The organism is Pseudomonas sp. LBUM1651 (genome assembly GCF_059716135.1).
Window position 1 is genome coordinate 973,258 of record NZ_CP166805.1, and the last position, 26,289, is coordinate 999,546.

Sequence of the window (26,289 nt, forward strand, 5' to 3'; positions counted from 1 at the left end):
AAAAAGGCCGCTGCAAACGCAGCGGCCAAAGTAAGACGTTGGATCAAGGAGCTACAAATCAACGTCAGTGAACACGGGGCGATGAGTCGAAACCTTCGATTCATCTGAAATCTGTCGCCAATGGCGTGGACTGATCACACGGCATCGCTGTGTGCTGTCAGGCGGTTTCCCTTGAAAGCCCGACAAGAATAAGCGCCTGAGCCCAAAGGAAAAATAGCGATTCCAGACATGCAGTGTTGCAGTCTGGGCAACAGTCCCGCGTTCATGCATCCGACGGATAAACCCTCATCCACTCTATCCATACCTACGCAAACCCTCGCCCAAATCCATTCATCCTTTAGAGCTACACAACGAATACCTCCTTCGTGCGCTTATCGCCCCCGACCTGCGGCAGTAGGGTGTGGCCTTCTGTCACTCACCGGGGAAGACGCATGACAAAAACAACAATGCGCGCCATCTTCACACCGCAGGCGCTGGCCGCTGCGGTTGCCTTGGGTTGCTGTGCCCAGGCGCAGGCCGTTTCATTCAACATTGGCGAAATCGAAGGGACGTTCGACTCCTCGCTGTCCGTCGGCGCGAGTTGGGGCATGCGCGATGCCGACAAGTCGCTGGTGGGCGTCGTCAACGGCGGGACCGGCCAGGCATCGACCGGTGACGACGGGCGACTGAACTTCAAGAAGGGCGAGACCTTCTCCAAGATCTTCAAGGGCATTCACGACCTCGAACTGAAGTACGGCGACACCGGCGTGTTTGTCCGTGGCAAGTACTGGTACGACTTCGAATTGAAGGACGAAGACCGCGAGTTCAAGCCGATCAGCGACCACAATCGCAAGGAGGGTTCCAAGTCTTCCGGTGCGCAGATCCTCGATGCTTTCGTCTACCACAACTACTCAATCGCCGATTTGCCGGGCACTGTGCGCGCCGGCAAACAGGTGGTGAGTTGGGGCGAAAGTACCTTCATCGGCAACTCGATCAACAGCATCAACCCGGTCGACGTTTCAGCCTTCCGCCGTCCTGGTGCGGAGATCAAGGAAGGTCTGATTCCGGTGAACATGCTGTTCGCCTCTCAGGGCCTGACCGACAAGCTCACTGTGGAAGGCTTCTATCAGCTGGAGTGGGATCAGACCGTTCTCGACAACTGCGGCACCTTCTTCGGTGGTGACGTGGCGGCGGACGGATGCACCACGGGATACACGGTTGCCAGCCCGGCGATTGCGCCGTTGCAACCCATCGCCGCAGCGTTTGGCCAGGGCTTTCTGGTCGGCCGCGAAGGCGTGATTGTTCCCCGTGGCGGCGACCGCGATGCCCGCGACTCCGGGCAATGGGGCACGGCGCTGCGCTGGCTGGGTGACGACACCGAGTACGGTCTGTACTTCATGAACTACCACAGCCGTACACCGAACGTCGGCACCACCACCGCCGGGCTGGGTACGCTGGCACGGATCCCGGCCATCGTCGGTGCCGCCAACGCCATTGCACCCGGCACCGGTTCGGCACTGGCCCAGAGTGTGATGCTCGGTCGTGGCCAGTATTACCTCGAATATCCGGAAGACATCCGCCTCTACGGCGCGAGCTTCTCCACCACATTGCCTACCGGCACGGCGTGGACCGGGGAAATCAGCTATCGCCCGAACCTGCCGGTGCAGGTCAATAGCACCGACCTGACCCTGGCCTTGCTCAACCCGATCGCGGGCGGCGCGGCTTCGCCGATTGCCACCCGGCCTGGCGCCGACAACAAGGGCTATCGCCGCAAGGAAGTGACGCAGATCCAGAGCACCCTGACGCACTTCATCGATCAGGTTGCAGGGGCCGACCGACTGACCCTGGTGGGTGAGGCGGCGGTTGTCCACGTCGGTGGTCTGGAAGCCCGCAGCAAGCTGCGTTATGGCCGTGACTCGGTGTATGGCGCATACGGTTTTCGCGGTGACAGGGACGGTTTCGTGACCTCGACCTCGTGGGGCTACCGCGCCCGCGCCATCCTTGATTACAACAACGTGATCGCCGGGATCAACTTCAAACCGAACCTGTCGTGGTCCCACGACGTCGCCGGTTACGGCCCCAACGGTCTGTTCAACGAAGGCGCCAAGGCGATCAGCGTCGGCGTAGATGCGGACTATCGCAACACCTATACCGCGAGCTTGAGTTACACCGATTTCTTCGGTGGTGACTACAACACCCTGGAAGATCGCGACTTCCTGGCGTTGAGCTTTGGCGTGAACTTCTGATCTGGCTGAGAAGGATGATTTCAATGCGCAAGATGATTCTGCAATGCGGCGTTCTGGCCCTGAGTCTGTTGGCCGTCGATGTGAAGGCTGCGGTGTCGCCGGAAGAAGCGAACACACTCGGCAACAGCCTGACGCCATTGGGCGGTGAAAAGGCCGGCAACGCCGATGGCTCGATTCCGGCCTGGACTGGCGGCCTGCCGAAAAACGCCGGCGCGGTGGACAGCAAAGGTTTCCTGGCCGACCCGTTCGCCAATGAAAAGCCGCTGTTCACCATCACCGCGGCGACGGTCGACAAATACAAGGACAAGCTTTCCGACGGGCAGATCGCGATGTTCAAGCGCTACCCGCAGACCTACAAGATCCCGGTCTACCCGACCCACCGCACGGTGGCCTTGCCTGCGGACATCTACGAGTCGGCCAAACGCAGCGCGTTGAACGTGACGCCGATCAACGATGGCAATGGCCTGGCCAATTTCACCGGCAATCGCTATTACGCGTTTCCGATTCCGAATAACGGCGTCGAAGTGATCTGGAACCACGTCACCCGTTATCACGGCGGCAATTTGCGTCGCACCATCACCCAGGCCACGCCGCAATCCAATGGCGATTTCACGGTGATCCGCTTCAAGGATGAAGTCGCGGTGCCTTCGCTGCTGGGGGATTTGAAGCCGGGCAGCGACGAGAACGTCCTCAACTATTTCAAGCAGGAGGTGACGGCACCGGCGCGGCTGGCGGGCAACGTGCTGCTGGTTCACGAGACCCTCGATCAGGTCAAGGAGCCGCGCAAGGCGTGGATTTACAACGCGGGTCAGCGTCGCGTGCGGCGTGCACCGCAAGTGGCCTATGATGGTGTCGGCACGTCGTCCGACGGGCTGCGCACCACCGACAACTTCGACATGTTTTCCGGCGCACCGGATCGTTACGACTGGAAGCTGATCGGCAAGAAGGAAATGTACATCCCTTACAACAGCTACAAGCTCGACTCGCCCGACCTCAAGTACACCGATGTGATCAAGGCCGGGCACATCAATCAGGACCTGACGCGCTATGAGTTGCACCGGGTCTGGGAGGTTGTCGCCACGGTCAAGCCCAACGAGCGGCACGTCTATGCCAAGCGGCACATGTACATCGATGAAGACAGTTGGCAGGTGGCGCTGGCGGATCACTACGACGGTCGCGGTCAGCTGTGGCGTGTAGCCGAAGGGCACGCCCAGTTCTACTACGATCATCAGGTGCCGGCCTATACCGTTGAAGCGCTGTATGACCTGATCGCCGGTCGCTACATTGCCCTGGGGATGAAGAACGAAGAGAAGCGCAGCTTCGAATTCGGTATCGATGCCAAAGCAGGTGACTACACGCCGGCAGCGTTGCGGAGTACAGGGGTGAGGTAATCATTCCTACAGCTCTTACAGAAAAAGGTGACTTTGCGGTCACCTTTTTTATAGGTGTCGATCAGTGTGTTGAATACTTCTTCAATAAGCGGTGTAGAGAGGGCTAGGGTGGCGCCACAATTATAAAAAGGCGCACCACTATGACCGCCATGACCCCGTGTCTGGACCGTCCTGGACTCTTGCCCCGTTTGTCTTCCCATCACTTGTCTCGCGACCGGTTGATCGAGCCGTTACTGGCCTCGACAGCGCGGGTGAAACTACTCTGTGCGCCGGCCGGCAGTGGCAAGAGTGCGCTGCTCATCGAATGCCTGCTGCGGGCGCCGGAACAGTGTCACGTCTGTTGGCTGCCGTTGGCGGGTGCGTCGTTGAGTGCCGGCGAATTTCGCCAGCGGCTGGCTCGGGCGTTGGGATCGGACTCAGCGGACGAATCCGGATTGCTGGCGTACCTGGCGCAATTGCAAACGCCGACCTGGCTGTGTCTGGATGACTATTGCCGCACCCCCAACCCGGAGCTCGATCTTTTGCTCGACCGGCTATTGGCGATCAGCAACCCGCTGATTACCTGGTGGTTGAGTGCTCGTCGCCGTCCGCCCTGCAATTGGCCACGCCTGTTGCTCGCTGATGAACTGTACGACTGCGAGCGCGCTACGCTGGCCTTCACTCGAGCTGAAATCGCCCGGCTGCTGCATCACCTGGAACCGGAGCAGGCCGCCAAGCGTGCCAGCAGGATTGTCGAACTGAGCGGCGGCTGGTGCGCGGGCGTGCGGATTGCGCTGCTGCAAAAATGCGCCTGGTCACGCCATGAGCAACTGCACGGTCGACCCGACACGCTGCACGATTACCTTGAGCACGAATTGTTCAGCATTCTGACCCCGGAGCTCACGGAAGCCTGGCGGGTGCTCGCCCATCTGCCCCGATTCAATGCCCGGTTGTGCGACCACTTGTTCGGTGCGGGAGAGGGCGCCCAGTGCCTGAGCACGTTGCAGGCGCTGGGTTGCTTTATCGAGCCCTGGCAGGATTCGACAGACTGGCTGCAGATTTTCGCGCCGCTCACGCAGTTGATGCGCGAAGAGCAATGGCCGGAGGGACGCTCCTGGCATCGTCGCGCCTGTCAGTGGTTCGCCGCCGAACTGGACTGGAAAGCCGCATTTGAACAGGCCTTGCTGGCGCAAGAGTTCGAAGTCGCGGTCAGCCTGTTGCAGCATTTCAGTTTCGAGCACCTGTTCGAGGAGCAGACAGTGGTGCTGTTGTTGCGTCTGCATGAGCGACAAGGCGAGGAGCTGATGCTGGGCTCGCCGCAATTGGTGGGGCTGATCACCGCGGCTTTGCTGTTCGCCGGTCGATTCGAGCAGGCGGGCGAATGCATCGGGCATCTGTCGCGCTTCATGCCTCAGCCGTCGGCGCTCAACCACGGGCAACTGATTGCACGGTGGCAGGCATTGCAAGGTTGGCTCCTGCATTTGCAGGGGCGCATGGAGCCTTCGCGGGCGCATTTGCTGGAGGCGCTCAGCGAGCTCGGCCCGGAACTGTGGAGCGCCCGGTTGATGTGCCTGTCGGGCCTGACCCAGCAAGCGCTGCTGCGAGGCGAGCTTGACGTGGCGCAGGCCCTCAACCGTGAGGCGTTGTGCCTGGCGCGCGCGCAAGGCTCGCTGGTGTTCGAAGGGTTGCTGGAACTCGATCACGCGCAATTGCTCGAGCAACGGGGCGCGTCCGGCAGGGCCGAGCACTTGCTGGCGAACATGCACGATTTGCTCGCCCAACGGCAACCGCTGGCCGAACCGTTACTCGGGCGGATCGCCTTGCGTCGTGGGCGTTTGAGCCTGTCTCAGGGGCGAGATGCGCAGGCGTCCGAGTACTTCGAGAGCGGACTGCAGATGTGCCTGCGCAGCCAGGACAAGCGCGTGCTTTACGGTTTTCTCGGTCTCGCGCAGCTGGCCGCCAATCGCCTGGACTACGCCCAGGCCTTTGTCCTTCTGCGTGACGCCGAACGCTTGATGCAACAACGACGGATTCCCGACACGGTCTATCGCAGTGCTCTGCTGCACATCAGCTGCCATTTCTGGTTACAGCAGGGGCGTCCGGAACTGGCCCGTGAAGCGCTGACCCGGGTACTGCGTCACTATCACGGCCACCATGCACGTCAGGCGCCGCCGGCCACGCTGGAGCTGATCCCCAGTCTTGAATATCTGCTGGTGCTGACTGACGTTTATCTGGGGCAGGCGCAATCACCGGTGGAACGGCTTGAGGGCCAGTTGCAGTCGGTCCGGCAGCGAGGGATGTCGGGGCTGCAAGCGCAGTTGCACCTGGCACTGGCTGAAGTTGCCTGGCTGACGGGTGACATGCTGATGGCGCGCCAGTCGTTGCAGGAAGGCGTGGCGCTGATCGAGCGCTGTAATCTGCAACAGACCCTGCGCGATCTTCAGTTGCGCCAGCCACGGTTGCCAGAGGCCATCGGGCGCGCCGAGCCGGGCAGTTATCCGGAACCGATGGCCCCGGTCCAGAGCGGGTTAAGTCAGCGAGAAATAGAAGTACTTAAATTAGTGGCTCAAGGGAATTCCAATCAACAAATAGCCGACCAGTTGTTCATATCGTTGCATACAGTAAAAACCCATGCGCGACGGATCAATGGGAAGTTAGGGGTAGAGCGTAGAACTCAGGCCGTGGCCCAGGCGAAAGTATTGGGTATCGTTGTTTGAAGTTTTGATTGTTTACGAATGCATACAACTAGTGGGGTGTACTTCGGCTGCTGAGATGTTTATAAATTGTGCGTCGACACGGTCAATGAATATTTGTATTTTTTTGGCGTCTGTTGGTCGGCTCATAATTAATTGAAAGGATGCAATTTATGAGAACTGGTTTGCTCGAAGAATTGAGTGCGAAACTCAACAAGATTTTTCAGGATACGGGCTACACGATCAATGCCGATGATACCTACCTCAATTCGGTAGTGATCAATGCTCAGGGTGAACAGGTCGTTGACTACTCGGAAAGTCTGAGTTGGGCGATCATGGAGAAAGTACAGTCTGATGAAATACCGGCTTTTAGTGATAAATATGCCGGTGTATTTTCCGAGCAGTGGACCTTTGACCCTGCCTATCAAATTGTTGAATTGGATATTGAACAAGTCAACTTGTTCGGGCGCGCAGTGGTCGAGTCCAATCGCTACAAGTAATCGATAAATTATCCGTCCGGCAACGCTGCCATGGCTGGCAGCGTTGCCGGATTATTTATTTTGAAATGTGCAAAAGGAAGCGCGCATGAATATTAAAGTTTTAGAAAGCAGCGTTCAGGAAGAACTTATGCGACCGTCCAGGCGGATGCTGGCGGAACAACCGCAGCAGATTCCCGATTGGCTCCAGCGTGCCAGTGAAGAAGATCGCCAGTATTACTTCGATGCGGAACAGGCATTGGCGAGCAATGAACAAACGGTGAATGAACTGCTGGAGGAGGCCAGGTCCCTCAGGGCGTTCGCAGATTTTTATGCCAGGGAGTTTGTCAGGATTCTCACGGGTGAAATCATCGATCCCCAGCAGCTCTTCGTCAGCGCCCGGCATACGTTTTATGTCGGGCAACAGAAAGTCGTTCAACGCAATCGATTGACCCTTCCCGAGTTCATGCTCAACGGTTTGCATGACCCGGCCAGCGTTCCACTGGAGATTACCCTCGAAGGAGAGACGCTGCCGTCCGGCGTGACCGAACAAGACCTGTTGGACGTGCTGGGCGACACCAGTATGCGTTCGCTGTACGCAGAAAAATTTGAAGAGAAATACGCCAGTGAAGAGGCCATTGTCGCTCTGCAAGCCCGCTTGAACAGTCGCACAGACCTGAGTTCGTTCAGTGCGAAACTGCAAGATCACATCAATGATCAAAGTCTGAAAATCGTCGATCTGACCAGTCAGCAGGCTGAAGGCTACTCCCTGGGCGAACTGTCGTTTAACGGCTGGGAAAAACCTTTCCACGGGATGATTGTTTATTGCGGGCCGGAGGGCGAAGCCGGCCCTTGCGTGCTCTATGCGCCGCAAGCGCCTGATGGCAGAACGTGGCACGAATTTACGTCCTTCAGGCAACTGAACTTTCATATGGCCGAATGGGTGGGATCGCCAGAAGGACGCAGTTAACTGGGCCGACAATCTCACGCCACTGAGCGACGAAGCATCGAAGCGTATATGAGGCTTGTACTGCGGTTGCCGAGTCAGTGGCGGGGCATCAAGCGCAGAAGTTGGCCTGGGTCAGGAGACGGAGCGTTACGCCAGGGAGTTTTGCTCAATATCGAATGGCTGCGGGGCGAAATCGAGGCGTCCACCCCTGCCGGTTATCGTTCCGCATCGTCCTATCATCGAAAATATTTCGCTCGTTTGAACACCGAACTCAAGGCGCTGACCCGGCTTGCCAGCCACGAAGCGGGGCTGATCAGTTACGAAAAATTTGTCTTCAATCTTGTAAAAGAGAGGGCAGACGAGCGGATGGCTTATCACGGCGAGCCGGTGTCCGTTAACCCCGACCTGATCATGGTGGAGCTGGAGGATGGGCAGTCAATGACGCTGACTCAGTTCATCCTCAGAGAACATCACATCACCCTGGAAACCGGTCCGTCGCATAGACCCGGAGATTATCCGCGATTCCGATTGTTGCCGGAACATCCACCGATGTCCGACCTGGTGGGTAACTACGCTTTAGGCTGGTCGAGGACGCTGCGTCCGGGCGAAAAATACATCGATATGCTGTATTCGGATTATCTCGACAAGGACTCTTCGACTTACGCGTTCAGGCGTGACGTGTATGTAAACGTGCAGTTGCATGAAATGCAGCGCGCCGCGTTGGCCGAACTATTCAGCGGTGTACTGGAACGCGGTCACTATTCGCGCATCGAACAGGCCATTGACCGACTGCGCACACCGGAACCCACTGATCCGATTGTTGCCGACTACCCTGATTCTCCCAAGCGCGAAGGTGTCTATGAGTTTCATCTGGCAAATCGCAGGATCCAGGGTGTGTATGTCTTGCGCACAATGGAAAACGGCGGCGTACAGGATTGGTTGTACACACCGCACGCGCCGGATGACCGGTGGTTTCGTCCGTTGGCCGATTTTTCCAGGTCGATCAGGAACGCGGGTCTGGGTACCTATTACTGCCAACGGGCTAAATTCACCGATCAGCGAGTGGTCAAAAACTACGTTGAAGAGGTTATTCACAGCCGGGACGATGTCGAGCCACCGGCGTTGCTAGTCAACAGCCGTGTCTTCGACTTCTCCCTTTGCTACGGCGCCATGATCGGCCAGATCATCAACGGGGTTGATGCCCAAACCACCAGCCTCATTGAGATTATCGCGAAGCTGTCCTACGACGCGGTCGTTGCGGCTGTCTCAGTCATAGGTTGTATCTACCCACCGATTGGTCTCGGACTCAGTGCCGTCGTGATCGCGAAAGGGGTGTTTGAGGGCGGGTTGGCCTACCACGACGGCAAGACCGAGGAGGTCTTTTCCAGTTTCCTGGATTGTGTGCTGGAACTGGCGACATTACGCATCGGTAAGGTGGGGTTTTCGCAGGCTCAAAAGCTGATTGCGAAACGCTTGGGCGATGTGAATACCTGCATGAGCGTTGTCTCGGCCTACAGTGGTAAAACGGCAGATTTGGCGGTTATCACCGAATTGATGAAAGAGGCATTGGCCGAGCCTGATTCCAGCGAGCAGACGCTGCTGGAGTAAACCCGACTAACCGGATACGACAATCGGCTCATACCCCATCCGCCAACTCACGGCCCGCGTCGCCGCCAGCAACCGCTGCGCCGCCGGGCCGTTTTCGTCAGCGTGAAACAGTGAGGTCGGGCCGACAATGGTCATGACGGCCGCCACGTTCCCCACGGCGTTGAACACCGGTGCCGACAAGGCATCCACCCCCGGCATCAACAAACCATGGACATGGTGCAGACCGCGTGCGCGGATCTGTTCGCACAATGCCGCGTAGGCCTGATCGTCTGCCAAGGCATGGGAGGTTGCGGTTTGCAATTCCTGCTCGCGCAACTCCACGGTTTCGCGTTTGGGCAGAAACGCGCCAAACACCAGCCCCGTCGATGAGCTGAGCAACGGCAACACCGAGCCCAATTGCGTGACCACCGTCACCGCGCGTACCGCCGGTTCGATATGCACCACGGTCGCGCCCTGATTGCCCCAAACCGCCAAAAAGCACGTTTCGTTCAACTCATCGCGCAGCTCGGCCAGGGGCAGGGCGGCAACTTTCAGCACGTCCATACTGTTGAGTGCAGCCAGTCCCACGCGCAGGGCTTCGCGCCCCAGGCCGTAATGGTTGGTGGCCGTGTTCTGTTCGGCAAAACCGCTGGCAATCAAGGCCTGCAAATAACGGTGAACCTTGCTCGCCGGCATCTGCACGTGCTCGGCCAGGCGCGACAACGAGGTCGATGGCGACAACTCGGCCAGCGCCTTGAGGATGTCGGTGCCGACCTCGGCCGAGCGGACTTTCTGTTTATCGTTGCTGCGCGGCGTTTCCATGGAGGCGGTCTGATCCCGGGACGAATGGGCGTCTTTATAGCTTGACGGTCAATACCAATCAAATTACGTTATGCGTAATTTAATTACGATAAAAATAACCCAGGCGTGCCACGACCTCTGAATCAGAGTGACAGGCCATTGCCTACTCCCTGTTCAGGAGGCTCCATGAACCTCGATTCAACGGCGCCAGCGCTGGCTTATCAGTCCGGCTTCGGCAACGAATTCAGCAGCGAGGCGTTGCCCGGTGCATTACCCGTCGGCCAGAACTCCCCGCAGAAAGCGCCGTACGGTCTCTACACCGAACTGTTCTCCGGCACTGCATTCACCATGGCCCGCAGTGAAGCGCGGCGCACCTGGATGTACCGCATTCAGCCGTCGGCCAATCACCCGGCGTTCGTCAAACTGGACCGGCAACTGGCTGGCGGCCCGCTGGGTGAAGTGACCCCCAATCGCCTGCGCTGGAACCCGTTGGACATCCCGACCGAGCCCACCGACTTCATCGACGGGCTGGTGAGCATGGCGGCCAATTCGGCGGCGGAAAAACCGGCCGGAATCAGCATCTACAGCTACCGCGCCAACCGCTCCATGGAGCGTGTGTTCTTCAATGCCGACGGCGAGTTGTTGCTGGTTCCGGAGCAGGGACGGCTGCGCATCGCCACTGAACTGGGCGTACTGGAACTTGAACCGCTGGAAATCGCCGTACTGCCGCGCGGTCTGAAATTCCGCGTCGAACTGCTCGACCCGCAGGCGCGCGGCTACATTGCGGAAAACCACGGTGCGCCATTGCGCCTGCCGGACCTCGGACCGATCGGCAGCAACGGCCTGGCCAATCCGCGAGACTTCCTGACGCCGGTCGCCCATTACGAAAACCTCAAGCAGCCGACCACCCTGGTGCAGAAATTCCTCGGTCAATTGTGGGGCTGCGAGCTCGATCATTCGCCGCTCAACGTGGTCGCCTGGCACGGCAACAACGTGCCGTACAAATACGACCTGCGCCGTTTCAACACCATTGGCACGGTCAGTTTCGACCATCCGGATCCGTCGATTTTCACCGTCCTCACTTCGCCGACCAGCGTCCACGGTCTGGCCAATCTGGACTTCGTGATCTTCCCGCCACGCTGGATGGTGGCAGAGAAAACCTTCCGGCCACCGTGGTTCCACCGCAATCTGATGAACGAATTCATGGGCCTGATCAAGGGCGAATACGACGCCAAAGCCGAAGGCTTCGTGCCCGGTGGCGCGTCGCTGCACAGCTGCATGAGCGCCCACGGCCCGGACGGTGAAACCTGCACCAAAGCGATCAACGCCGAGCTCGCCCCGGCGAAAATCGACAACACCATGGCCTTCATGTTCGAGACCAGCCAGGTGCTGCGCCCGAGTCGCTTTGCCCTCGATTGCCCGCAACTGCAAACCAACTACGACGCCTGCTGGGCCACGCTGCCCGCCACTTTCGACCCGACCCGGAGATAACCCATGACTCAGACTTCCATCACTCGTAGCTGGGTTGCCTCCGCCAACGGCCATGCGGATTTCCCGCTGCAAAACCTGCCGCTGGGCGTATTCAGCGTGAAAGGCGGTGCGCCGCGCAGCGGTGTGGCCATCGGTGACCACATCTTAGATCTGGAAGCGGCGCTGGAGGCCGGCCTGTTCGACGGCGCGGCAAAAACTGCCGTCGAAGCCACCTGTGGCGGTCAGCTCAATGCGTTTTTCGAACTGGGCCGCGAGGCTCGCGTCGCCCTGCGTGAACGCTTGGTCGAACTGTTCCAGGAAGGCAGCACCCTGCACGGCAAGATCGAAGCCCAAGGCGCAAAACTGCTGCCGCTGGCGGCAAACTGCGAGATGCACCTGCCGGCGAAAATCAACGATTACACCGACTTCTACGTCGGCATCGAGCACGCGCAAAACGTCGGCAAACTGTTCCGCCCCGACAACCCCTTGCTGCCGAACTACAAGTACGTGCCGATTGGTTATCATGGTCGCGCGTCGACCATTCGCCCGTCCGGCACCGACGTTCGTCGTCCGAAAGGCCAGACCCTGCCGGCCGGCCAGACCGAGCCGACCTTTGGCCCGTGCGCACGTCTGGATTACGAACTGGAACTGGGTATCTGGATCGGTCAGGGCAACGAGATGGGCGACTCGATCGCCATCGGTGACGCCGCCGATCACATCGCCGGTTTCTGCCTGCTCAACGACTGGTCGGCGCGGGATATCCAGGCCTGGGAATACCAGCCGCTAGGGCCGTTCCTGTCGAAAAGTTTTATCACCAGCATTTCGCCATGGGTGGTGACAGCCGAAGCGCTGGAGCCGTTCCGTCGCGCTCAGCCAGCACGTCCTGAAGGCGATCCACAGCCGCTGCCGTACCTGTCCGATAAACGCGATCAGGCCGCTGGCGCCTTCGACATCGAACTGGAAGTGCTGCTGCTGACCGAAGCCATGCGCGAGCAGAACCTGCCGCCCCATCGCCTGACCCTGAGCAACACGCAACACATGTACTGGACCGTGGCGCAACTGGTTGCGCATCACAGCGTCAACGGCTGCCAGTTGCAGGCGGGTGACCTGTTCGGTTCGGGTACGTTGTCGGGGCCGGAGAACGGTCAGTTCGGCAGTCTGCTGGAAATCACCGAAGGCGGTAAAAAACCGATCGAACTGGCGTCGGGCGAGGTGCGTAAGTTCCTCGAGGACGGCGACGAAATCATTCTGCGTGCCCGTTGCAGCCGCGACGGTTTTGCCTCCATCGGTTTCGGCGAATGCCGCGGCAAAGTGCTGCCGGCGCGTTAAGAGGATCGGGTCATGGAACTCTATACCTACTACCGCTCGACCTCGTCTTACCGGGTGCGTATCGCGTTGGCATTGAAAGGGCTGGATTACCAGGCGCTGCCGGTCAACCTGATCGCACCGCCGGGTGGCGAACATCGCCAGCCAGCGTATCTGGACATCAACCCGCAAGGCCGGGTGCCGGCCTTGCGCACCGATGAAGGCGAGTTGCTGATCCAGTCACCGGCGATCATCGAGTTCCTGGAGGAACGTTATCCACAGGTGCCGCTGCTGTCCAAAGACCTCGCTGCTCGCGCGCATGAACGGGGCGTGGCGGCGGTGATCGGTTGCGATGTGCATCCGCTGCACAACGTCAGCGTGCTCAACCGGCTGCGGCAGTTGGGGCACGATGAAACACAGGTGGTCGAGTGGATTGGACACTGGATCGGCCAGGGTCTGGCGACGGTCGAGCAGTTGATTGGCGATGAAGGTTATTGCTTTGGCAATGAGCCGGGAGTGGCGGATGTGTATCTAATTCCGCAGCTGTATGCGGCTGAGCGCTTCAACATTTCGCTGGAGGCATATCCACGGATTCGTCGAGTGGCGGCGCTCGCCGCGACACACCCGGCATTCATCAAGGCGCACCCGGCGAACCAGCCAGACATGCCTTAGTGCTGCACGCAAATCCTTGTAGGAGCGAGCTTGCTCGCGAGGGTCGCCAACGATGATGCGGGCTGTCTGGATGACCGCGTTGTTCCGGCGTTTTTCGCGAGCAAGCTCGCTCCTACAAGGGAGTCAGTGAACGATTGAGTTGGGCGGCAGGTGCCCCAGCCGTTCAGTCAGGCGAATCCGCTGGATCGGGTCGTCGCTGAGCAGCAGCGCATGCTCCAGATCGAAACGCTCGGCGTTCGGGCAGTCCAGCCGTTGGTACAGGCTAGCCCGGGCCAGGTAATCGGAGGCGCTCGCGTTGCCCAGCTCCAGTACACGCTCGGCGTCGATCAGAGCGCCGATGTAATCATCGTGAGAAAGGTGCAACTGGCGCAGGTTGCGTGACAACCGCTGCAGCATCTGCACCGGCTCGGCAGTCAGCAGATGTTCGGCGCTGAGCTTCATGTTCGGGCCGTACTGGCGTTGCAACAGTTCACGGCAATCGTTGGGGTACAACCGGCGTCCACCGCAAGGGTCGAGCAAATGATCGGCCCCCGGTACCCGCAGCAGGAAATGCCCGGGGAAGTTGACCCCGACCATGGGGATTTCCAGGCCTCTGGCCAGTTCCAGCGCAATCAGCCCCAGTGCCAGCGGTTGTCCGCGCCGGCGTTCCAGCACTTTGTCGAGTAAGGCCGCTTGCGGGCGCAAGGGGGTAAAGTCGTCCTGGGCGAAGCCCAGGTCATTCAGGCGTCGCAACAGCGGTTGGGCCAGTTCGCTCACCGGCAGCATCGGCAGACCGTAACTGACGCGTTGTTGCAGGTCCTTGACATTGGCCAGGACCGCCGCTGGATTCACTTCTTTGTCATGCTCAACGGACATCCACAGCGCTGCCTCGAACAGCGCGGGCGGTGATCGTTGCAGACAGTCGAAGAAGCGTTGGCGGGGCGTCATCAAAATCTCCGGGGAATGCCTCGTTTTAGCCTCGTCTGCGGCGTTCGTCCAGTGGCACGCCGGGTTATGTCCGAAACCGCTGAATAGCCGCGCTGCTTATTCCGGTGCGCTTCTGCAATTTTTGGGCGCGAGCCTATACTGGCGACTACAAGAAGTGATTCGGGAGCCCCTACGATGTTCGCTCTCATGCAAAGCACTCGCCTTGAATCCCTGCATCTGAGCGTCGATTCGGTCACCGGGTTGAAGGCGGTCATTGCCATCCATAACAGCCGTCTCGGGCCTGCCCTGGGAGGTTGTCGTTACCTTGCCTATCCCGACGACGAGTCCGCGATCGAGGATGCCATTCGCCTTGCCCAAGGCATGAGTTACAAAGCGGCGCTCGCCGGTCTGGCGCAGGGTGGTGGCGTGGCGGTGATTGTGCGACCGGTCCATGTGGAAAACCGCGCGGCACTGTTCGAAGCGTTTGGCCGCTGCATCAATCAGCTCGACGGCCGCTACATCACTGCCATCGACAGCGGCACCTCGGTGGCGGACATGGATTGCATCGCCCAACAGACCCAGCACGTCACCAGCACCACCTCGGCGGGCGACCCGGCGCCTCACGCGGCGATGGGCGTGTTCACCGGCATTCGTGCCACCGCCATGGCCCGCCTGGGCAGCGATAACCTCGAAGGCCTGCGCGTGGCCATTCAAGGCCTGGGCAATGTCGGTTTCGCCCTGGCCGAACAGCTGCATGCCGCCGGTGCCGAACTGCTGGTCAGCGACATCGATCACGGCAAGGTGCAACTGGCCATGGAGCAACTCGGCGCTCACCCGATTGCCAACGATGCGTTGCTCAGCACGCCTTGCGACATTCTCGCGCCGTGCGGCCTCGGCGGCGTACTCAACAGCAATACCGTCACGCAACTGCGATGCTCGGCGGTGGCGGGTTCGGCGAATAACCAACTGACTCATCTGGATGTCGCGGATCAACTGGAACGGCGAGGCATTCTTTACGCGCCGGACTATGTGATCAATGCGGGCGGGCTGATCTACGTCTCGCTCAAACACCGCGGCGAAGAGCTGACGACCATTACCGCCCACCTGTCGAAAATCAGCTCGAGGCTGACCGAAGTCTTTGCCCATGCCCAGGCGGAGAAACGTTCGCCTGCACGGGTGGCGGACGAATTGGCGGAGAAAGTGTTGTACCGCTGAAGGCTCACTGCGTCCTTCATATCGCTGGCAAATTCTAAAGTCCTGACTACGCTGCAAGCGGGATGGCGCAACGCCACCCGCCCGGTTGATGAGGGCCTGCCAGCGTCTGGGGCAATCATGACTGGCGCAATGCTTTTTCGTGATTTCAAGGAGCGAATCATGTCTTCCAGTTCTTCTCTCACCTGCAATTTCACGATCAACTCCAGTCTCGATATTGGCGTGTCGTTTGTCAGCGACGATAACGGCGCCAATTACGGCGGGCAGATCACTTATTTTCACCCCTGGCACCGCAGGTCCGGTGAGCACCGGTTTGTGGGACAGCGACGGCAACGTCTTCTTTACCCTCTACCAGTCTGAAAACCCGGCTATCAACTGCGTGATCAACTCGGGATCGACGCCCGGTTCCTGGGACCCCTATATAGAGGTCGCCCAGCAAAACGGTCTGATCTGCACCATCACCGGCCCAGTGTCGCAACCCGGTGAAAATACGTTTGGCTATACCCTCGACGTGGTGCCGAGCGCCGGCGTTGGTCAGGGCGCCGTTACGGCTCAGGCAGCCGGATCGCCGACGCCTCAACACGTTGCGCGAATGTTGCTTCCTGCGGGCGGCAAAGAGGCATGGACGCTGATCATGCAGGGCAATGCTGCGGTGCCCGACGACATCAGCGTTGGCTCGCCGGTCGTCATGGCGTGGGCGCGGTTTGACGACGGGACCCAGGTGGCCGGCGGTGTCTACAAATCTGACACCCCGACGGATTACAACGTCAAGTTCATGTGGGTGCTGGACGCCGACGGTAATCAGTATCCCGGTTGGCCCATCGATGTCAGCGATCACGAGGACTTCCTCAACAATGGCTACCTGTTTTCACTGACGCCCGACAGTGATGAGGTCTACCTGCTGAACGTCGTTGAACGGCCATGGGTGAAATCATGACCACTACTTACACCTTCTCCGTCAGCCTGTTCGACGCGAGCGTCAACCCGAACGGGTTGCAGGTTTGGCAGAGCGGCACGTTGACGTTCGACACCGTTTCGATGACGGGTGCATTGGCGCTTCCGGGTTTTTACAAAGATCCGATCCCTTACGAGGGAAGCGCCGTATCGCCATCAACGTCGGCAGGCACGACCATCGAGGCCTCGGGCAAAAGTGCCAAGGCACAGATCACCTTCACGGTGACCTATAACTTTGATGGTTTTCTTTTCAACGGCAGCTATGTCGGCGGTTTGATCAGCGTGCTCGACTACGGCGCACAAGAGACCTATCTCTACGTCATCCAGGGGCTTTCTTCGCAGTCGCCATCGGGGGCGACATTCCGTGGAGGCTCGACAGCTGCGGACAAGCGAACGCCGCGAACGGCTTGAGCCCCGGTTTTTCGCAGGCATGAAAAAGGCCCTGAGCCATTCGACTCAGGGCCTATTCAATTCGGGTGTTGCTTACTTCGGCGTCTTGGCAGCTTTGGCTGGCTTGGTCGGCTCAGCAGCTTCAGCAACTTCAACGGGTTCAGCCTTTTCTACCACTTCCGCCGGCGCATTCAGCAGTTCGGACAACGCATCCGGCTGGCTCTTGAACGCCTTGGCGAACACATCGCGATTCTTCGCCATGTAGATCCCGGCTTCTTCCACTTGCTGCTCGGTCAGGGACGGAACGGCTTTTTGCAACACTTCAGCCAGCAATTCGGCCAGTTCGAGCATTTTGTCATGACGGTCAGCTTCGGCTTTATCCATGAACAAGCGCTCCAGATCTCGGCTGCTGCGGTATACCACTTCGACGGCCATTCACCACCTCACATGCCTTCACGATAGTTGTCTGTTTCGACCACTGTATTTATATACAGCGAAAAGGATAAGCGAATCCCTGCGCTTTGGGTAGTGGCTTTTTAATGTAGACCGAATTCAGGGTTGCCCTGCAACATAGAATCTCCCACAGGGTGCGACCAAACGCCACGGAGCGCGTTTTAGAGCACCTCGCCATCATGTCGCAGGGCCACTGGCCTTTTTTCTGCATGCAGAACAACCGTCACGTCCAACCCGCATCATCCGCTCGAACCGAGCTAAGGAAGAATCATCGTGAAAATCAACTGGGCCGAGAACCTGCGGCAGAACGTGCACCAACTGGCCGAGTCCCTGGGCAATCTGTTCGTCGAGACCTTCCACTACCTGGCGCTGTTCGCCATTGGTGCGGTGACCGCGTGGGCGGCGGTGATGGAGTTTCTGGGGATGATCGAAGAGGGGCACATCAAGATCGATGACATCTTGCTGCTGTTCATCTACCTCGAACTGGGCGCGATGGTCGGGATTTACTTCAAGACCAACCACATGCCGGTGCGCTTTCTGATCTACGTGGCGATCACCGCGCTGACGCGTTTGCTGATCTCCAACGTCTCGCACCACAACCCGCCTGATCTCGGCATCATTTACCTGTGCGGCGGGATTCTGCTGCTGGCGTTTGCGATTCTGGTGGTGCGTTACGCCTCGTCGCAATTCCCTTCGGTGAAGATCGAACACCCGCAACGCAAGATCGATGCGGGTTCCGGTGAGCATCCCGAAGTGGAGAAGGGCGAGATTTAAAGGCGCATGGTGGGCCGCGGGTGGCCTTTGGTTGGCGGCGGCAGCTTGTGGTTGTCGCCGTCGGTCATGGCTTCGAGGATGGTCATGGCGCACTGGCCCTGTTCGATGGCAATGCCGAACTGGATGCTTTGCACCAAACGTTTGAGGCGCTTGGGGTCATTGCGTTGTTCGGCGCTGATCATCCGTTTGGCCACGACACGGCCACTGTTGGACAGGGTTAGCATGATGCTGCCGTCCAGACCCTGAATGCTCAGGTTGATCTGGTAATCCGGTGCAAAGGCATCGGTAATGAGCTGAAAGGGGTTGTCCATGATGCGTCACCGCCTGATTGAACGTGCAGTTATTGACCGGCCATGATCGGGTTGGTTCGCAACACTGGACCATCGGCATGTCGCTCGCTGAGGTTTTCAAAAATCCTTTTTGCCTCGTCAGAGATGTAGCAAGGGGCATGCCGGAAAAATTGTCGAACAATGATCGCCCCTGTAGGAGCGAGCTTGCTCGCGATGGTCGTCAACGATTACGCGTGTTTACTGGCTAAACGCGGTGCTCTGAAGTCCATCGCGAGCAAGCTCGCTCCTACAGGAGATCTTGCCCGTTTCGGGGCGTGTGTTCGCAGACGGTGCAATCAGACCGATCAGCACTCCACCCAGCTGACAGCCAGGCCGCCCCGTGAAGTCTCTTTGTATTTGTCATGCATGTCGGCGCCGGTATCGCGCATGGTGCGGATCACCCGGTCCAGGGAAATGAAGTGTTTGCCGTCGCCGCGCAGGGCCATTTGCGTGGCGTTGATCGCCTTCACGGCAGCGATGGCATTGCGCTCGATGCACGGCACCTGCACCAGGCCGCCGACCGGGTCGCAGGTCAGGCCGAGGTTGTGTTCCAGGCCGATTTCGGCGGCGTTTTCCAGTTGCTCCGGCGTGGCCCCGAGCACATCCGCCAGACCGGCGGCGGCCATGGCGCACGCCGAACCGACTTCGCCCTGACAGCCGACTTCGGCGCCGGAGATCGAGGCGTTTTTCTTGCACAGAATGCCGACCGCCGCCGCGCCTAAAAAGAAAGCCACGACATCATCGTCCGACGCGTCCGGGTTGAATTTCATGTAGTAGTGCAGAACGGCGGGAATGATCCCTGCCGCGCCGTTGGTGGGCGCGGTGACCATTCGTCCTCCGGCTGCGTTTTCTTCGTTCACGGCGAGGGCGAACAGGTTCACCCATTCCATCGCCGAGAGCGTGGAAGTGATGACATTCGGCTTACCGATTTCCAACAGGCTGCGATGCAATTTCGCCGCACGACGTGGAACATTCAGACCGCCGGGCAGGATGCCTTCATGGCGCAAGCCCTGCTCGACGCACTCGCGCATCACCGACCAGATATGCAGCAGGCCCTGACGGATGTCGGCTTCGCTGCGCCAGGCCAGTTCATTGGCCATCATCAATTCGGAAACCCTGAGTCCATGCTGATTGCAGAGCTTGAGCAGTTCGGCGGCGCTGGAGAATTCGAACGGCAGTGGCACTTCACTGATCGGCGCGATGCCGGGCTCGGCTTCGGCCGCTTCGATGATGAAACCGCCGCCGATCGAGTAGTACGTTTGCTCCGACAGCTCACCGGTTTCGCCGAAGGCTGTCAGAGACATGGCGTTGGGGTGGTAAGGCAGGCTCTCGTCGAGCAGCAGCAAATCGCGGTGCCAGTCGAAGGCAATGGTGGTTTGGCCGGCCAGATTCAGTTCGCCGGTCTCCAGCAATGTGTTGATGCGGCTGTCGATGCAGGTCGGATCGATGCTGTCCGGCCATTCGCCCATCAGGCCCATGACACAGGCGCGGTCAGTGGCGTGGCCAACGCCGGTGGCTGAGAGGGAGCCGTATAGGCGGATTTCCACCCGACGGACGGCGTCGAGCAAATTCTGCTCAATCAGTGCCTGGGCGAAGGTCGCGGCGGCGCGCATCGGGCCGACGGTGTGGGAACTGGACGGACCGATGCCGACTTTGAAAAGATCAAAAACACTGATAGCCATGCTAAAGCCTATACAAGCAATGGAAGAGAAATCGCTGCCATTTTCGTAGGACAAGCGCAATGTCGGCGATACTGACTACCTCGGTCCTACGTGACCAACGAAACTTCCTAAGACAGCCTTTAGCAGGACTAAACAATGAGTCGCCAATTGCACGCCCAGACTTACGTCTGGCTGCACGTGTTTTCCTGTGCCGCGCGGCACTTGTCGTTCACCCGTTGCGCCGAAGAACTGCACATCACGCCGGGTGCGGTCAGTCAGCAAATCCGCCAACTGGAAGAACGGCTGGGGTTCCGACTGTTTCACCGGCGTGCCCGGGGTGTGGAGTTGAGCGCGGAGGGCCAGCGACTGGCCATTACGGTCAACGAGGCTTACGGCAGCATCGACGCCGAATTGCGACGACTGGACGCCGGAATGATCAGCGGGATTTTGCGGGTGCGCTCGATTCCATCGTTCCTGAGCAAATGGCTGACCCCGCGTCTGCCGCGCTTGCAGCAGCGTTTCCCGGACATTCAATTGCGCCTGGTGGCGGAGGACAGCAGCGTGCCGTTGCACGAGGGCGACTTCGACCTGGCCATTGATCTGAATGACGGCAGTTACCCCGGCTTGTTATCCACGGCCTTGCTCGACGAGCAGATCTTCCCGGTCTGCGCGCCGAGCCTGTTGCGCGGGCGGCCGCCGTTGCACGGCCCGGCAGACCTGTCGCACTTTCCGCTGTTGCACGACATCACGGCCTGGCGCGGCAGTTATGAATACGCGGAATGGGAGTTCTATCTCAACGCCATCGGCTTCGAAGGCGCGGACGTTCGTCGCGGGCACACGTTCAATCGCAACCACCTGACCATCGAAGCGGCGATTGCCGGTATGGGCGTGGCGATTGCGCGGCGGACGTTGCTCAACGATGAGCTGGATCGGGGGACGTTGATTGTGCCGTTTGGTCTGGCGGTGCCGAATCACAAACGTTACATGCTGCTTTATGCGCCGGGGGCGCTGAGCCATCCGGGCGTGCGCGCGGTGCATGACTGGCTGGTGGAGGAAGCGGCGGTTTTTCGAAGCCTGCACCCGCTGGCGGAGCGGCAGATGTGAGTAATTATGACAAAGAAGTGAAGCGACCCAACTCCCGACCTTAACAGCGCTTTTGCTCCTTGTCCGGCTTTTTTTGCGAATGAAAATTTATCTTTTTCCAGGGGTTGAATTGTTCGTCGCACAGACCGATTGTGTAACCAAGAGGTCGCGGTGACGACGCCCAAGGGCCAGCCGATGTGCCTCTCGCTAGCTAGCTGAAATAAGGGATGAACTATGCAAATCCAAGTCAACAGCGATAACCATATTCAAAGCAGCATCCGACTGGAGGAGTGGGTACGTACTACCATTGAGAGCACGCTAGAACGTTATGAAGAGGACCTGACCCGCGTCGAGGTTCACCTGCGGGACGAGAACGGCGACAAGCCCGGTCCCCACGATTTGCGCTGCCAGCTGGAAGCGCGGCCAAAAGGCCACCAACCGATTTCTGTGACCCATAAGGCCGAGAACCTGGAACTGGCGATCGACGGTGCGGCTGAAAAACTCGAACACGCGCTGGAACATCTGTTCGGCAAACTGCGGGGCAAACCCCGTGCCGCTATAGTGCCGTTCGAAAGGCCCACTGCCGATGCACTGCTGGAAGACGAATTTCTCGAGAACGAACAGGCTGCACAAAACGGCTGACGCCTGAAACCACTTCTTTACCTTTCCACCACTGAAAACGGGCCTGCTATGCAGGCCCGTTCTTGTTTCAGGGTTTGGTTAACTCTTCAGGTTGATGAATACCTGTGGCGAGGGGATTTATCCCCGTTCGGTTGCGAAGCCGTATCCCCATACATGCGGTATATCTGATACATCGTGATTGCGGTTTTGGGGCTGCTTCGCAGCCCAACGGGGATAAATCCCCTCGCCACAATGATGCTTGCCTCCAGGCATCATTGGACCAAAGCGCAGGAAAAGCCGGATCTTTTTGCGTATGAGAATATTTATCATTAATATTGCGACCTTGTTGGCCCCCTGACTTTCTCGCGGCCTCACCCGTTTCAAGGTCGAAACATGAAAGTACTCCCCGTTTCCTATCGATTGGCCGTCACCTCGCGAGTGCTGGCCGCAGTGCTGGGCGGCTATATCGTCGCGGCGCTCGCCAGTGTCAGCTTGAGTCTGTGGGTGCCCATGGCCCGCGCCGACGCCGTGGTGACCGGGATGATGACCTCGTTTCTGGCCTACCTGTGCGCGGTGATCTGGTGTTTTGCCTGCCGCAGCGCGTGGCGGGCCTGGCTCGGGTTGATCGTGCCGAGTCTGGTGCTGGCGGCGGTGTCGGGGCTGGCGTATTGGATGGGCCACTCATGAAAGAGGGCTTTCGTCAGGCGATGGCCTGGTTGCACACCTGGGCCGGGTTGATCTTCGGCTGGTTGCTGTTCGCGATTTTCCTGACCGGCACACTGGCCTATTTCAAGGATGAGATCAGCCACTGGATGCAGCCGGAAATTCCTGCCCGTTCGGTGACCTCCGAAGCCAGTCTGACCCTGGCACAGAACTACCTTCAGCAACACGCCGCCGGTGCCTCGCGCTGGCTCATCGACCTGCCCGATGCGCGCGAACCCGGCCTGTCAGTACGCTGGCAGCAGACCCCGGCCAAGCGTGGCGAACGCGGCCAGTTCACGGAAAAACTCCTCGATCCGCAAACCGGCGCCGAAGTGCAGGGCCGCGAAACCACTGGCGGCGAGTTCTTCTACCGCTTCCACTTTCAACTGCAAATGCCTTATCCGTGGGGTCGCTGGCTGTCGACCATCGCCGCCATGGTGATGTTCGTCGCGCTGATCAGCGGGATCATCACCCACAAGAAAATCTTCAAGGACTTCTTCACCTTCCGTCCGCGCAAGGGCCAGCGTTCCTGGCTCGACGGGCACAACGCGGTGGGCGTGCTGGTGCTGCCGTTTCACCTGATGATCACCTACAGCAGCCTGGTGATTTTCATGTCGATGGTGATGCCGGCGAGCATCCTGGCCTCGTACAACGGTGATGTGCGGGCGTTTTTCGATGAGGTGTTTCCGGCGTCTACTACGCCGGAGCTGGCGGGCAAACCGGCTGAATTGGCGCCGCTGGCACCGCTGCTGGAAAAGGCTCGCGAGCAGTGGTCGGGCGGGCAGGTCGGGCGGCTCACCGTGAACAATCCGGGCGATGCGAATGCCTCGGTCGTGCTGGTGCGTGACGGCGCCAACCGTGTGGTCCACGACTTCGGCAGCGCCGTGACCTTCAACGGCGTCACTGGGCAGTTGCTCGCTACGACGCCGGAGCAATCGCTGCCGAGGGCGATTGCCGGCAGTTTCTACGGGTTGCACATGGGCCATTTCGCCGGCCCGGTGCTGCGCTGGTTGTACTTCATCTGCGGGTTGGCCGGCACGGCGATGATCGGCACCGGGCTGGTGGTCTGGCTCGGCAAGCGTCAGCTCAAGCATGCGAAAAGCGGCGTGATGCCGTTCGAGTTGCGGCTGGTGGACGTGCTGAACATCGCCGGCATGTCCGGGTTGATGGTCGCCGTGGCCGCGTTCTTCTGGGCCAATCGCCTGTTGCCGGTGGACATGGCCGCGCGCGCGGATTGGGAAGTGAACAGCTTCTTTATCGTCTGGGGCTTGAGTGTGTTGCATGCCGTGGTCCGCCGTGGCCGTGCGGCGTGGGTCGAGCAGTTGGCGCTGGTGGCGCTGCTGTTTGGCGCGGTGCCGGTGCTGAACGCCCTGACCACGCCGTATCACTTGGGTCTCACGCTGGCGCAGGGCGATTGGGCCATGGCCGGTTTCGACCTGACGTGTCTGGGCAGCGGTCTGTTTTTCGCCTGGGCCGCGTGGAAAATGCAGCGTTCGGGACAGGCTGAAGCCGTTATTCAACAACGTGCGCAACCGATCACCCTTGAGCGAGAGGCGAACTGAATGTTGCTGGCCCTGTTGCTCTGTTACGGCGGTTTTACCGCGCTATGTTTATCGATGGACCGGCATCACGCCGAGTTGTTGGGCCGCAAGCCGTCGGCCCGTCGCCGCCAGGGCATGAAGCTCGGTGGCTGGGTGTTGCTGGCCTTGTCGCTGTGGGCGGCGGTGGCTTCGACCGGTTGGGGCCTTGGGTTGGTGGAGTGGTTTGCGGTGCTGATGCTCAGTGCATTGCTGCTGGTGCTGTTGATGCCCTATCGACCGCGTCTGGCGTTGTCACTGGCCGGTATAAGTCTGCTCATCAGCCCTGTTGCCGCGTTTGCGCAGTACTGACCTGATGATCACCAGTCCTCCTGATTCCCACGACGACGAACCTCGCGGAGCGCGTGCGCATTTCCTGCAGGTGTTCTTGTCCCAGCGTTCGCAAATGGAAGCGCTGGTGAACCGTCGTGTCGGGTGTCGGGCAACGGCAGCAGACCTGGTGCAGGACTTGTTTTTGCGCTTCTGGCGCCGGCCGCTGGTGCAGGTCGAAGAGCTCAGCACGTACCTGTTGCGCTGCGCCGGCAACATCGCCATCGACCACTTGCGCAGCGAAGGCACGCGCGTGCGGGTCAATGAAGGCTGGCAACCGGATCAGCCCGACAGCCACGGCAGTGAACCCCAGGCTGCGCTGGAGGCCGGCAATGATTTGCGCCACGTCGAAGCGGCGTTGCGCGCGTTGCCCGAGCGCACGCGGCAGATTTTTCTGCTCAACCGCATCCACGGCCGCAAATACGCCGAGATCGCCAAGGCCATGGGGTTGTCCCAAAGTGCCGTGGAAAAACATATGATGCGCGCCCTCGAAGCCTGCAAGGCCAGCCTGCGGGATCCCGAACCGCGCACGCCAAGGAAAGCACCGTGAATCAGCTTGACCGCGTCACCCCGACGCCCGCTCAGGAACAGGCCGCTTTCGCCTGGTTGAGTCTGTTGCATGACCAGCCGAGCAGCGGCGACCAGGCCACGTTCAGCCATTGGCTGCAAGCCGACCCGGCCCATGCCGAGGCCTACGCCCAGGCGCAAGTGGTGTGGGAATTGAGCGAAGTGCCGGCGCGCACGCTGGCCAACGAAGACGCGTTTGCCTTGCAGGGTTACCTCAACGCCATGAATCAATCGCGTCGCAGCAGTGTTCGGCGCTGGTCCGGTGCGCTGGCGATGGCGGCGTGCCTGTTGTTGATGATCAGCCTCGGTTCAGGCTGGCAGCCGATGCGATGGGTCGACGATCTTGGCGCTGATTATGTATCGGCGCCGGGGGAAATTCGCACCGTCACGCTGGCGGATCAATCGCAAGTCACCCTGGATGCCGACAGTGCCATCGCCGTGGATTTCAGTCGGGGCGAGCGCCACGTTCATTTGCGTCGCGGCGCCGGTTTCTTCAGCGTGACGCACACGGGCGAGCCGTTTGTGGTGGATGCGGAAAAGGGTCAGGCACGGGTGCTGGGCACGCAGTTTGAAGTGCGTTTGCAACCCCATGGCGCTCAGGTCACGGTGTTGTCCGGCCGGGTTGGCGTGACGGCGGACAAGCACGCCGAGCAGCAGATTCTGACCGCCGGCCAACAAGTGGCTTACGGCGAAGGTGCGGCGGAAAAACTGCAGGCAGTGGACAGCGAAGCGCAGTTGGCGTGGCGCCAGGGCTGGCTCAACTACTACAAGGCGCCGCTGGCCGATGTGGTGCAGGATTTGCGCCGTTATTACCCGGGGCGGATTGTGCTGCTCAATGATGAACTGGCGGCGCGGCGGGTCAGTGGCAGTTTTCCGGGCAAGGATCCTCTGGCGGTGTTGAGTTCGTTGCAGGGGGTGATGGGGTTTGAGCAGCATAGCGTTTTGGGGCATTTGATTATTTTGCGGTGAGGCTGCTGGCCTCATCGCGAGCAAGCTCGGCTCCTACAAGGGATCGGTGTCGAACCACATTTTTGTGATCAACACACATCCCCTGTAGGAGCCGAGCTTGCTCGCGATGACGGCAGATCAGACGCCAAATTCCTCAAGGGAAAATTATTTTCAACTTTCTGGTGAGGTAAACCCAAGCCCCATCCGTGTAGTGACTGAAACTGCGAGTCATTC

Annotated in this window: 24 protein-coding genes and 1 pseudogene; 20 read left to right on the forward strand and 5 right to left on the reverse strand. The window is 59.6% G+C overall.

Translation table 11 applies throughout. The annotated features are described in order from the left end of the window. The first annotated feature begins 431 nt into the window (after positions 1–431). From ACA066_RS04445 to ACA066_RS04470, 6 genes are all read left to right on the forward strand, one after another. The gene (locus ACA066_RS04445) at positions 432–2,225 is read left to right on the forward strand and encodes a DUF1302 domain-containing protein (RefSeq protein ID WP_497698273.1); all 1,794 of its coding nucleotides are present in this window, start codon (positions 432–434) and stop codon (positions 2,223–2,225) included. Positions 2,226–2,248: 23 nt separating this feature from the next. Next, positions 2,249–3,616 carry a DUF1329 domain-containing protein gene (locus tag ACA066_RS04450; protein ID WP_497698274.1) on the forward strand — a complete coding sequence of 456 codons (1,368 nt, stop codon included), beginning with the start codon at positions 2,249–2,251 and terminating at the stop codon, positions 3,614–3,616. 140 nt (positions 3,617–3,756) lie between these two features. After that, complete coding sequence (locus ACA066_RS04455; protein WP_497698275.1) at positions 3,757–6,312, forward strand: LuxR C-terminal-related transcriptional regulator; 2,556 nt, start codon at positions 3,757–3,759, stop codon at positions 6,310–6,312. Positions 6,313–6,461: 149 nt separating this feature from the next. Continuing rightward, positions 6,462–6,788, forward strand: a complete 327-nt coding sequence (locus ACA066_RS04460) for a hypothetical protein (protein ID WP_497698276.1) — start codon at positions 6,462–6,464, stop codon at positions 6,786–6,788. Between the two features lie 85 nt (positions 6,789–6,873). After that, positions 6,874–7,734 (forward strand): dermonecrotic toxin domain-containing protein, encoded by an 861-nt coding sequence (locus ACA066_RS04465; protein ID WP_497698277.1) that lies wholly within the window; start codon positions 6,874–6,876, stop codon positions 7,732–7,734. Between the two features lie 141 nt (positions 7,735–7,875). Beyond that, a complete protein-coding gene (locus ACA066_RS04470) occupies positions 7,876–9,321 on the forward strand; it encodes a hypothetical protein (RefSeq protein WP_497698278.1) in 1,446 nt (481 codons plus the stop codon). Positions 9,322–9,327: 6 nt separating this feature from the next. Here the strand turns inward: ACA066_RS04470 and ACA066_RS04475 are convergent, their stop codons facing one another. Then, positions 9,328–10,122 (reverse strand): IclR family transcriptional regulator, encoded by a 795-nt coding sequence (locus ACA066_RS04475; RefSeq protein ID WP_497698279.1) that lies wholly within the window; start codon positions 10,120–10,122, stop codon positions 9,328–9,330. Between the two features lie 165 nt (positions 10,123–10,287). On the opposite strand from ACA066_RS04475, the gene hmgA reads away from it, so the two are divergent. Genes hmgA through maiA form a run of 3 tightly spaced genes read left to right on the forward strand, consistent with a single transcriptional unit; the run spans position 10,288 to position 13,548 of the window. Further along, positions 10,288–11,592 (forward strand): homogentisate 1,2-dioxygenase, encoded by a 1,305-nt coding sequence (gene hmgA, locus ACA066_RS04480; protein ID WP_497698280.1) that lies wholly within the window; start codon positions 10,288–10,290, stop codon positions 11,590–11,592. Positions 11,593–11,595: 3 nt separating this feature from the next. Further along, positions 11,596–12,900 (forward strand): fumarylacetoacetase, encoded by a 1,305-nt coding sequence (fahA, locus tag ACA066_RS04485; protein WP_497698281.1) that lies wholly within the window; start codon positions 11,596–11,598, stop codon positions 12,898–12,900. A 12-nt stretch (positions 12,901–12,912) separates the two neighbouring features. Continuing rightward, a complete protein-coding gene (maiA, locus tag ACA066_RS04490; protein ID WP_497698282.1) occupies positions 12,913–13,548 on the forward strand; it encodes a maleylacetoacetate isomerase in 636 nt (211 codons plus the stop codon). A gap of 123 nt (positions 13,549–13,671) precedes the next feature. On the opposite strand, the gene ACA066_RS04495 is transcribed toward maiA, so the two are convergent. Further along, positions 13,672–14,475: a SirB1 family protein gene (locus tag ACA066_RS04495; RefSeq protein ID WP_497698283.1), complete on the reverse strand. Its 804-nt coding sequence runs from the start codon at positions 14,473–14,475 to the stop codon at positions 13,672–13,674. A gap of 174 nt (positions 14,476–14,649) precedes the next feature. Between ACA066_RS04495 and ACA066_RS04500 the strand changes: the two genes are divergently transcribed. The 3 genes from ACA066_RS04500 to ACA066_RS04510 all read left to right on the forward strand — a co-directional run bounded on the left by ACA066_RS04500 (position 14,650) and on the right by ACA066_RS04510 (position 17,031). Next, entirely contained in the window at positions 14,650–15,669 is a 1,020-nt protein-coding gene (locus tag ACA066_RS04500) for a Glu/Leu/Phe/Val dehydrogenase family protein (RefSeq protein ID WP_497698284.1), read from the forward strand. Between the two features lie 298 nt (positions 15,670–15,967). Continuing rightward, positions 15,968–16,603 carry a hypothetical protein gene (locus ACA066_RS04505; protein ID WP_497698285.1) on the forward strand — a complete coding sequence of 212 codons (636 nt, stop codon included), beginning with the start codon at positions 15,968–15,970 and terminating at the stop codon, positions 16,601–16,603. Continuing rightward, positions 16,600–17,031, forward strand: a complete 432-nt coding sequence (locus ACA066_RS04510; RefSeq protein ID WP_497698286.1) for a hypothetical protein — start codon at positions 16,600–16,602, stop codon at positions 17,029–17,031. Before ACA066_RS04505 ends, ACA066_RS04510 begins: the two co-directional genes overlap by 4 nt. Positions 17,032–17,190: 159 nt before the next feature. On the opposite strand, the pseudogene ACA066_RS04515 reads toward ACA066_RS04510, so the two are convergent. Next, a pseudogene (locus ACA066_RS04515) lies at positions 17,191–17,445 on the reverse strand (YebG family protein); the annotation flags it as partial. Between the two features lie 291 nt (positions 17,446–17,736). On the opposite strand from ACA066_RS04515, the gene ACA066_RS04520 reads away from it, so the two are divergent. Beyond that, on the forward strand, positions 17,737–18,237 hold the full coding sequence (locus ACA066_RS04520; RefSeq protein WP_497698287.1) for a phosphate-starvation-inducible protein PsiE: 501 nt from the start codon (positions 17,737–17,739) through the stop codon (positions 18,235–18,237). Here the strand turns inward: ACA066_RS04520 and ACA066_RS04525 are convergent. Further along, on the reverse strand, positions 18,234–18,548 hold the full coding sequence (locus ACA066_RS04525) for a DUF3509 domain-containing protein (protein ID WP_497698288.1): 315 nt from the start codon (positions 18,546–18,548) through the stop codon (positions 18,234–18,236). The genes ACA066_RS04520 and ACA066_RS04525 overlap by 4 nt on opposite strands. Before the next feature lie 323 nt (positions 18,549–18,871). Continuing rightward, positions 18,872–20,248, reverse strand: a complete 1,377-nt coding sequence (locus ACA066_RS04530; RefSeq protein ID WP_497698289.1) for an L-serine ammonia-lyase — start codon at positions 20,246–20,248, stop codon at positions 18,872–18,874. A gap of 135 nt (positions 20,249–20,383) precedes the next feature. On the opposite strand from ACA066_RS04530, the gene ACA066_RS04535 reads away from it, so the two are divergent. The 7 genes from ACA066_RS04535 to ACA066_RS04565 all read left to right on the forward strand — a co-directional run bounded on the left by ACA066_RS04535 (position 20,384) and on the right by ACA066_RS04565 (position 26,076). Then, positions 20,384–21,331, forward strand: coding sequence for a LysR substrate-binding domain-containing protein (locus ACA066_RS04535; protein ID WP_497698290.1), 948 nt, complete (start codon positions 20,384–20,386; stop codon positions 21,329–21,331). Positions 21,332–21,544: 213 nt separating this feature from the next. Beyond that, a complete protein-coding gene (locus tag ACA066_RS04540; RefSeq protein ID WP_497698291.1) occupies positions 21,545–21,952 on the forward strand; it encodes an HPF/RaiA family ribosome-associated protein in 408 nt (135 codons plus the stop codon). A 372-nt stretch (positions 21,953–22,324) separates the two neighbouring features. Beyond that, positions 22,325–22,618, forward strand: a complete 294-nt coding sequence (locus ACA066_RS04545; RefSeq protein ID WP_497698292.1) for a DUF3649 domain-containing protein — start codon at positions 22,325–22,327, stop codon at positions 22,616–22,618. Further along, complete coding sequence (locus ACA066_RS04550) at positions 22,615–24,195, forward strand: PepSY-associated TM helix domain-containing protein (protein ID WP_497698293.1); 1,581 nt, start codon at positions 22,615–22,617, stop codon at positions 24,193–24,195. The genes ACA066_RS04545 and ACA066_RS04550 overlap by 4 nt, the downstream gene beginning before the upstream one ends. Then, a complete protein-coding gene (locus ACA066_RS04555) occupies positions 24,196–24,522 on the forward strand; it encodes a DUF3325 domain-containing protein (RefSeq protein ID WP_497698294.1) in 327 nt (108 codons plus the stop codon). It begins immediately after the preceding gene. Positions 24,523–24,526: 4 nt separating this feature from the next. Continuing rightward, positions 24,527–25,090, forward strand: coding sequence for an RNA polymerase sigma factor (locus ACA066_RS04560; protein WP_497698295.1), 564 nt, complete (start codon positions 24,527–24,529; stop codon positions 25,088–25,090). Further along, the gene (locus tag ACA066_RS04565) at positions 25,087–26,076 is read left to right on the forward strand and encodes a FecR family protein (RefSeq protein WP_497698296.1); all 990 of its coding nucleotides are present in this window, start codon (positions 25,087–25,089) and stop codon (positions 26,074–26,076) included. Before ACA066_RS04560 ends, ACA066_RS04565 begins: the two co-directional genes overlap by 4 nt. Positions 26,077–26,289 lie beyond the last annotated feature (213 nt).

Coding starts and splice junctions, on each gene's coding strand:
- ACA066_RS04460 (WP_497698276.1), top strand. CDS start 6,462: ATGAGAACTGGTTTGCTCGAAGAATTGAGTGCGAAACTCAACAAGATT.
- ACA066_RS04510 (WP_497698286.1), top strand. CDS start 16,600: ATGACCACTACTTACACCTTCTCCGTCAGCCTGTTCGACGCGAGCGTC.
- ACA066_RS04450 (WP_497698274.1), top strand. CDS start 2,249: ATGCGCAAGATGATTCTGCAATGCGGCGTTCTGGCCCTGAGTCTGTTG.
- ACA066_RS04495 (WP_497698283.1), bottom strand. CDS start 14,475: ATGACGCCCCGCCAACGCTTCTTCGACTGTCTGCAACGATCACCGCCC.
- fahA (WP_497698281.1), top strand. CDS start 11,596: ATGACTCAGACTTCCATCACTCGTAGCTGGGTTGCCTCCGCCAACGGC.
- ACA066_RS04455 (WP_497698275.1), top strand. CDS start 3,757: ATGACCGCCATGACCCCGTGTCTGGACCGTCCTGGACTCTTGCCCCGT.
- ACA066_RS04545 (WP_497698292.1), top strand. CDS start 22,325: ATGAAAGTACTCCCCGTTTCCTATCGATTGGCCGTCACCTCGCGAGTG.
- ACA066_RS04530 (WP_497698289.1), bottom strand. CDS start 20,248: ATGGCTATCAGTGTTTTTGATCTTTTCAAAGTCGGCATCGGTCCGTCC.
- ACA066_RS04500 (WP_497698284.1), top strand. CDS start 14,650: ATGTTCGCTCTCATGCAAAGCACTCGCCTTGAATCCCTGCATCTGAGC.
- maiA (WP_497698282.1), top strand. CDS start 12,913: ATGGAACTCTATACCTACTACCGCTCGACCTCGTCTTACCGGGTGCGT.
- ACA066_RS04560 (WP_497698295.1), top strand. CDS start 24,527: ATGATCACCAGTCCTCCTGATTCCCACGACGACGAACCTCGCGGAGCG.
- ACA066_RS04445 (WP_497698273.1), top strand. CDS start 432: ATGACAAAAACAACAATGCGCGCCATCTTCACACCGCAGGCGCTGGCC.
- ACA066_RS04550 (WP_497698293.1), top strand. CDS start 22,615: ATGAAAGAGGGCTTTCGTCAGGCGATGGCCTGGTTGCACACCTGGGCC.
- ACA066_RS04525 (WP_497698288.1), bottom strand. CDS start 18,548: ATGGACAACCCCTTTCAGCTCATTACCGATGCCTTTGCACCGGATTAC.
- ACA066_RS04540 (WP_497698291.1), top strand. CDS start 21,545: ATGCAAATCCAAGTCAACAGCGATAACCATATTCAAAGCAGCATCCGA.
- hmgA (WP_497698280.1), top strand. CDS start 10,288: ATGAACCTCGATTCAACGGCGCCAGCGCTGGCTTATCAGTCCGGCTTC.
- ACA066_RS04555 (WP_497698294.1), top strand. CDS start 24,196: ATGTTGCTGGCCCTGTTGCTCTGTTACGGCGGTTTTACCGCGCTATGT.
- ACA066_RS04465 (WP_497698277.1), top strand. CDS start 6,874: ATGAATATTAAAGTTTTAGAAAGCAGCGTTCAGGAAGAACTTATGCGA.
- ACA066_RS04475 (WP_497698279.1), bottom strand. CDS start 10,122: ATGGAAACGCCGCGCAGCAACGATAAACAGAAAGTCCGCTCGGCCGAG.
- ACA066_RS04535 (WP_497698290.1), top strand. CDS start 20,384: ATGAGTCGCCAATTGCACGCCCAGACTTACGTCTGGCTGCACGTGTTT.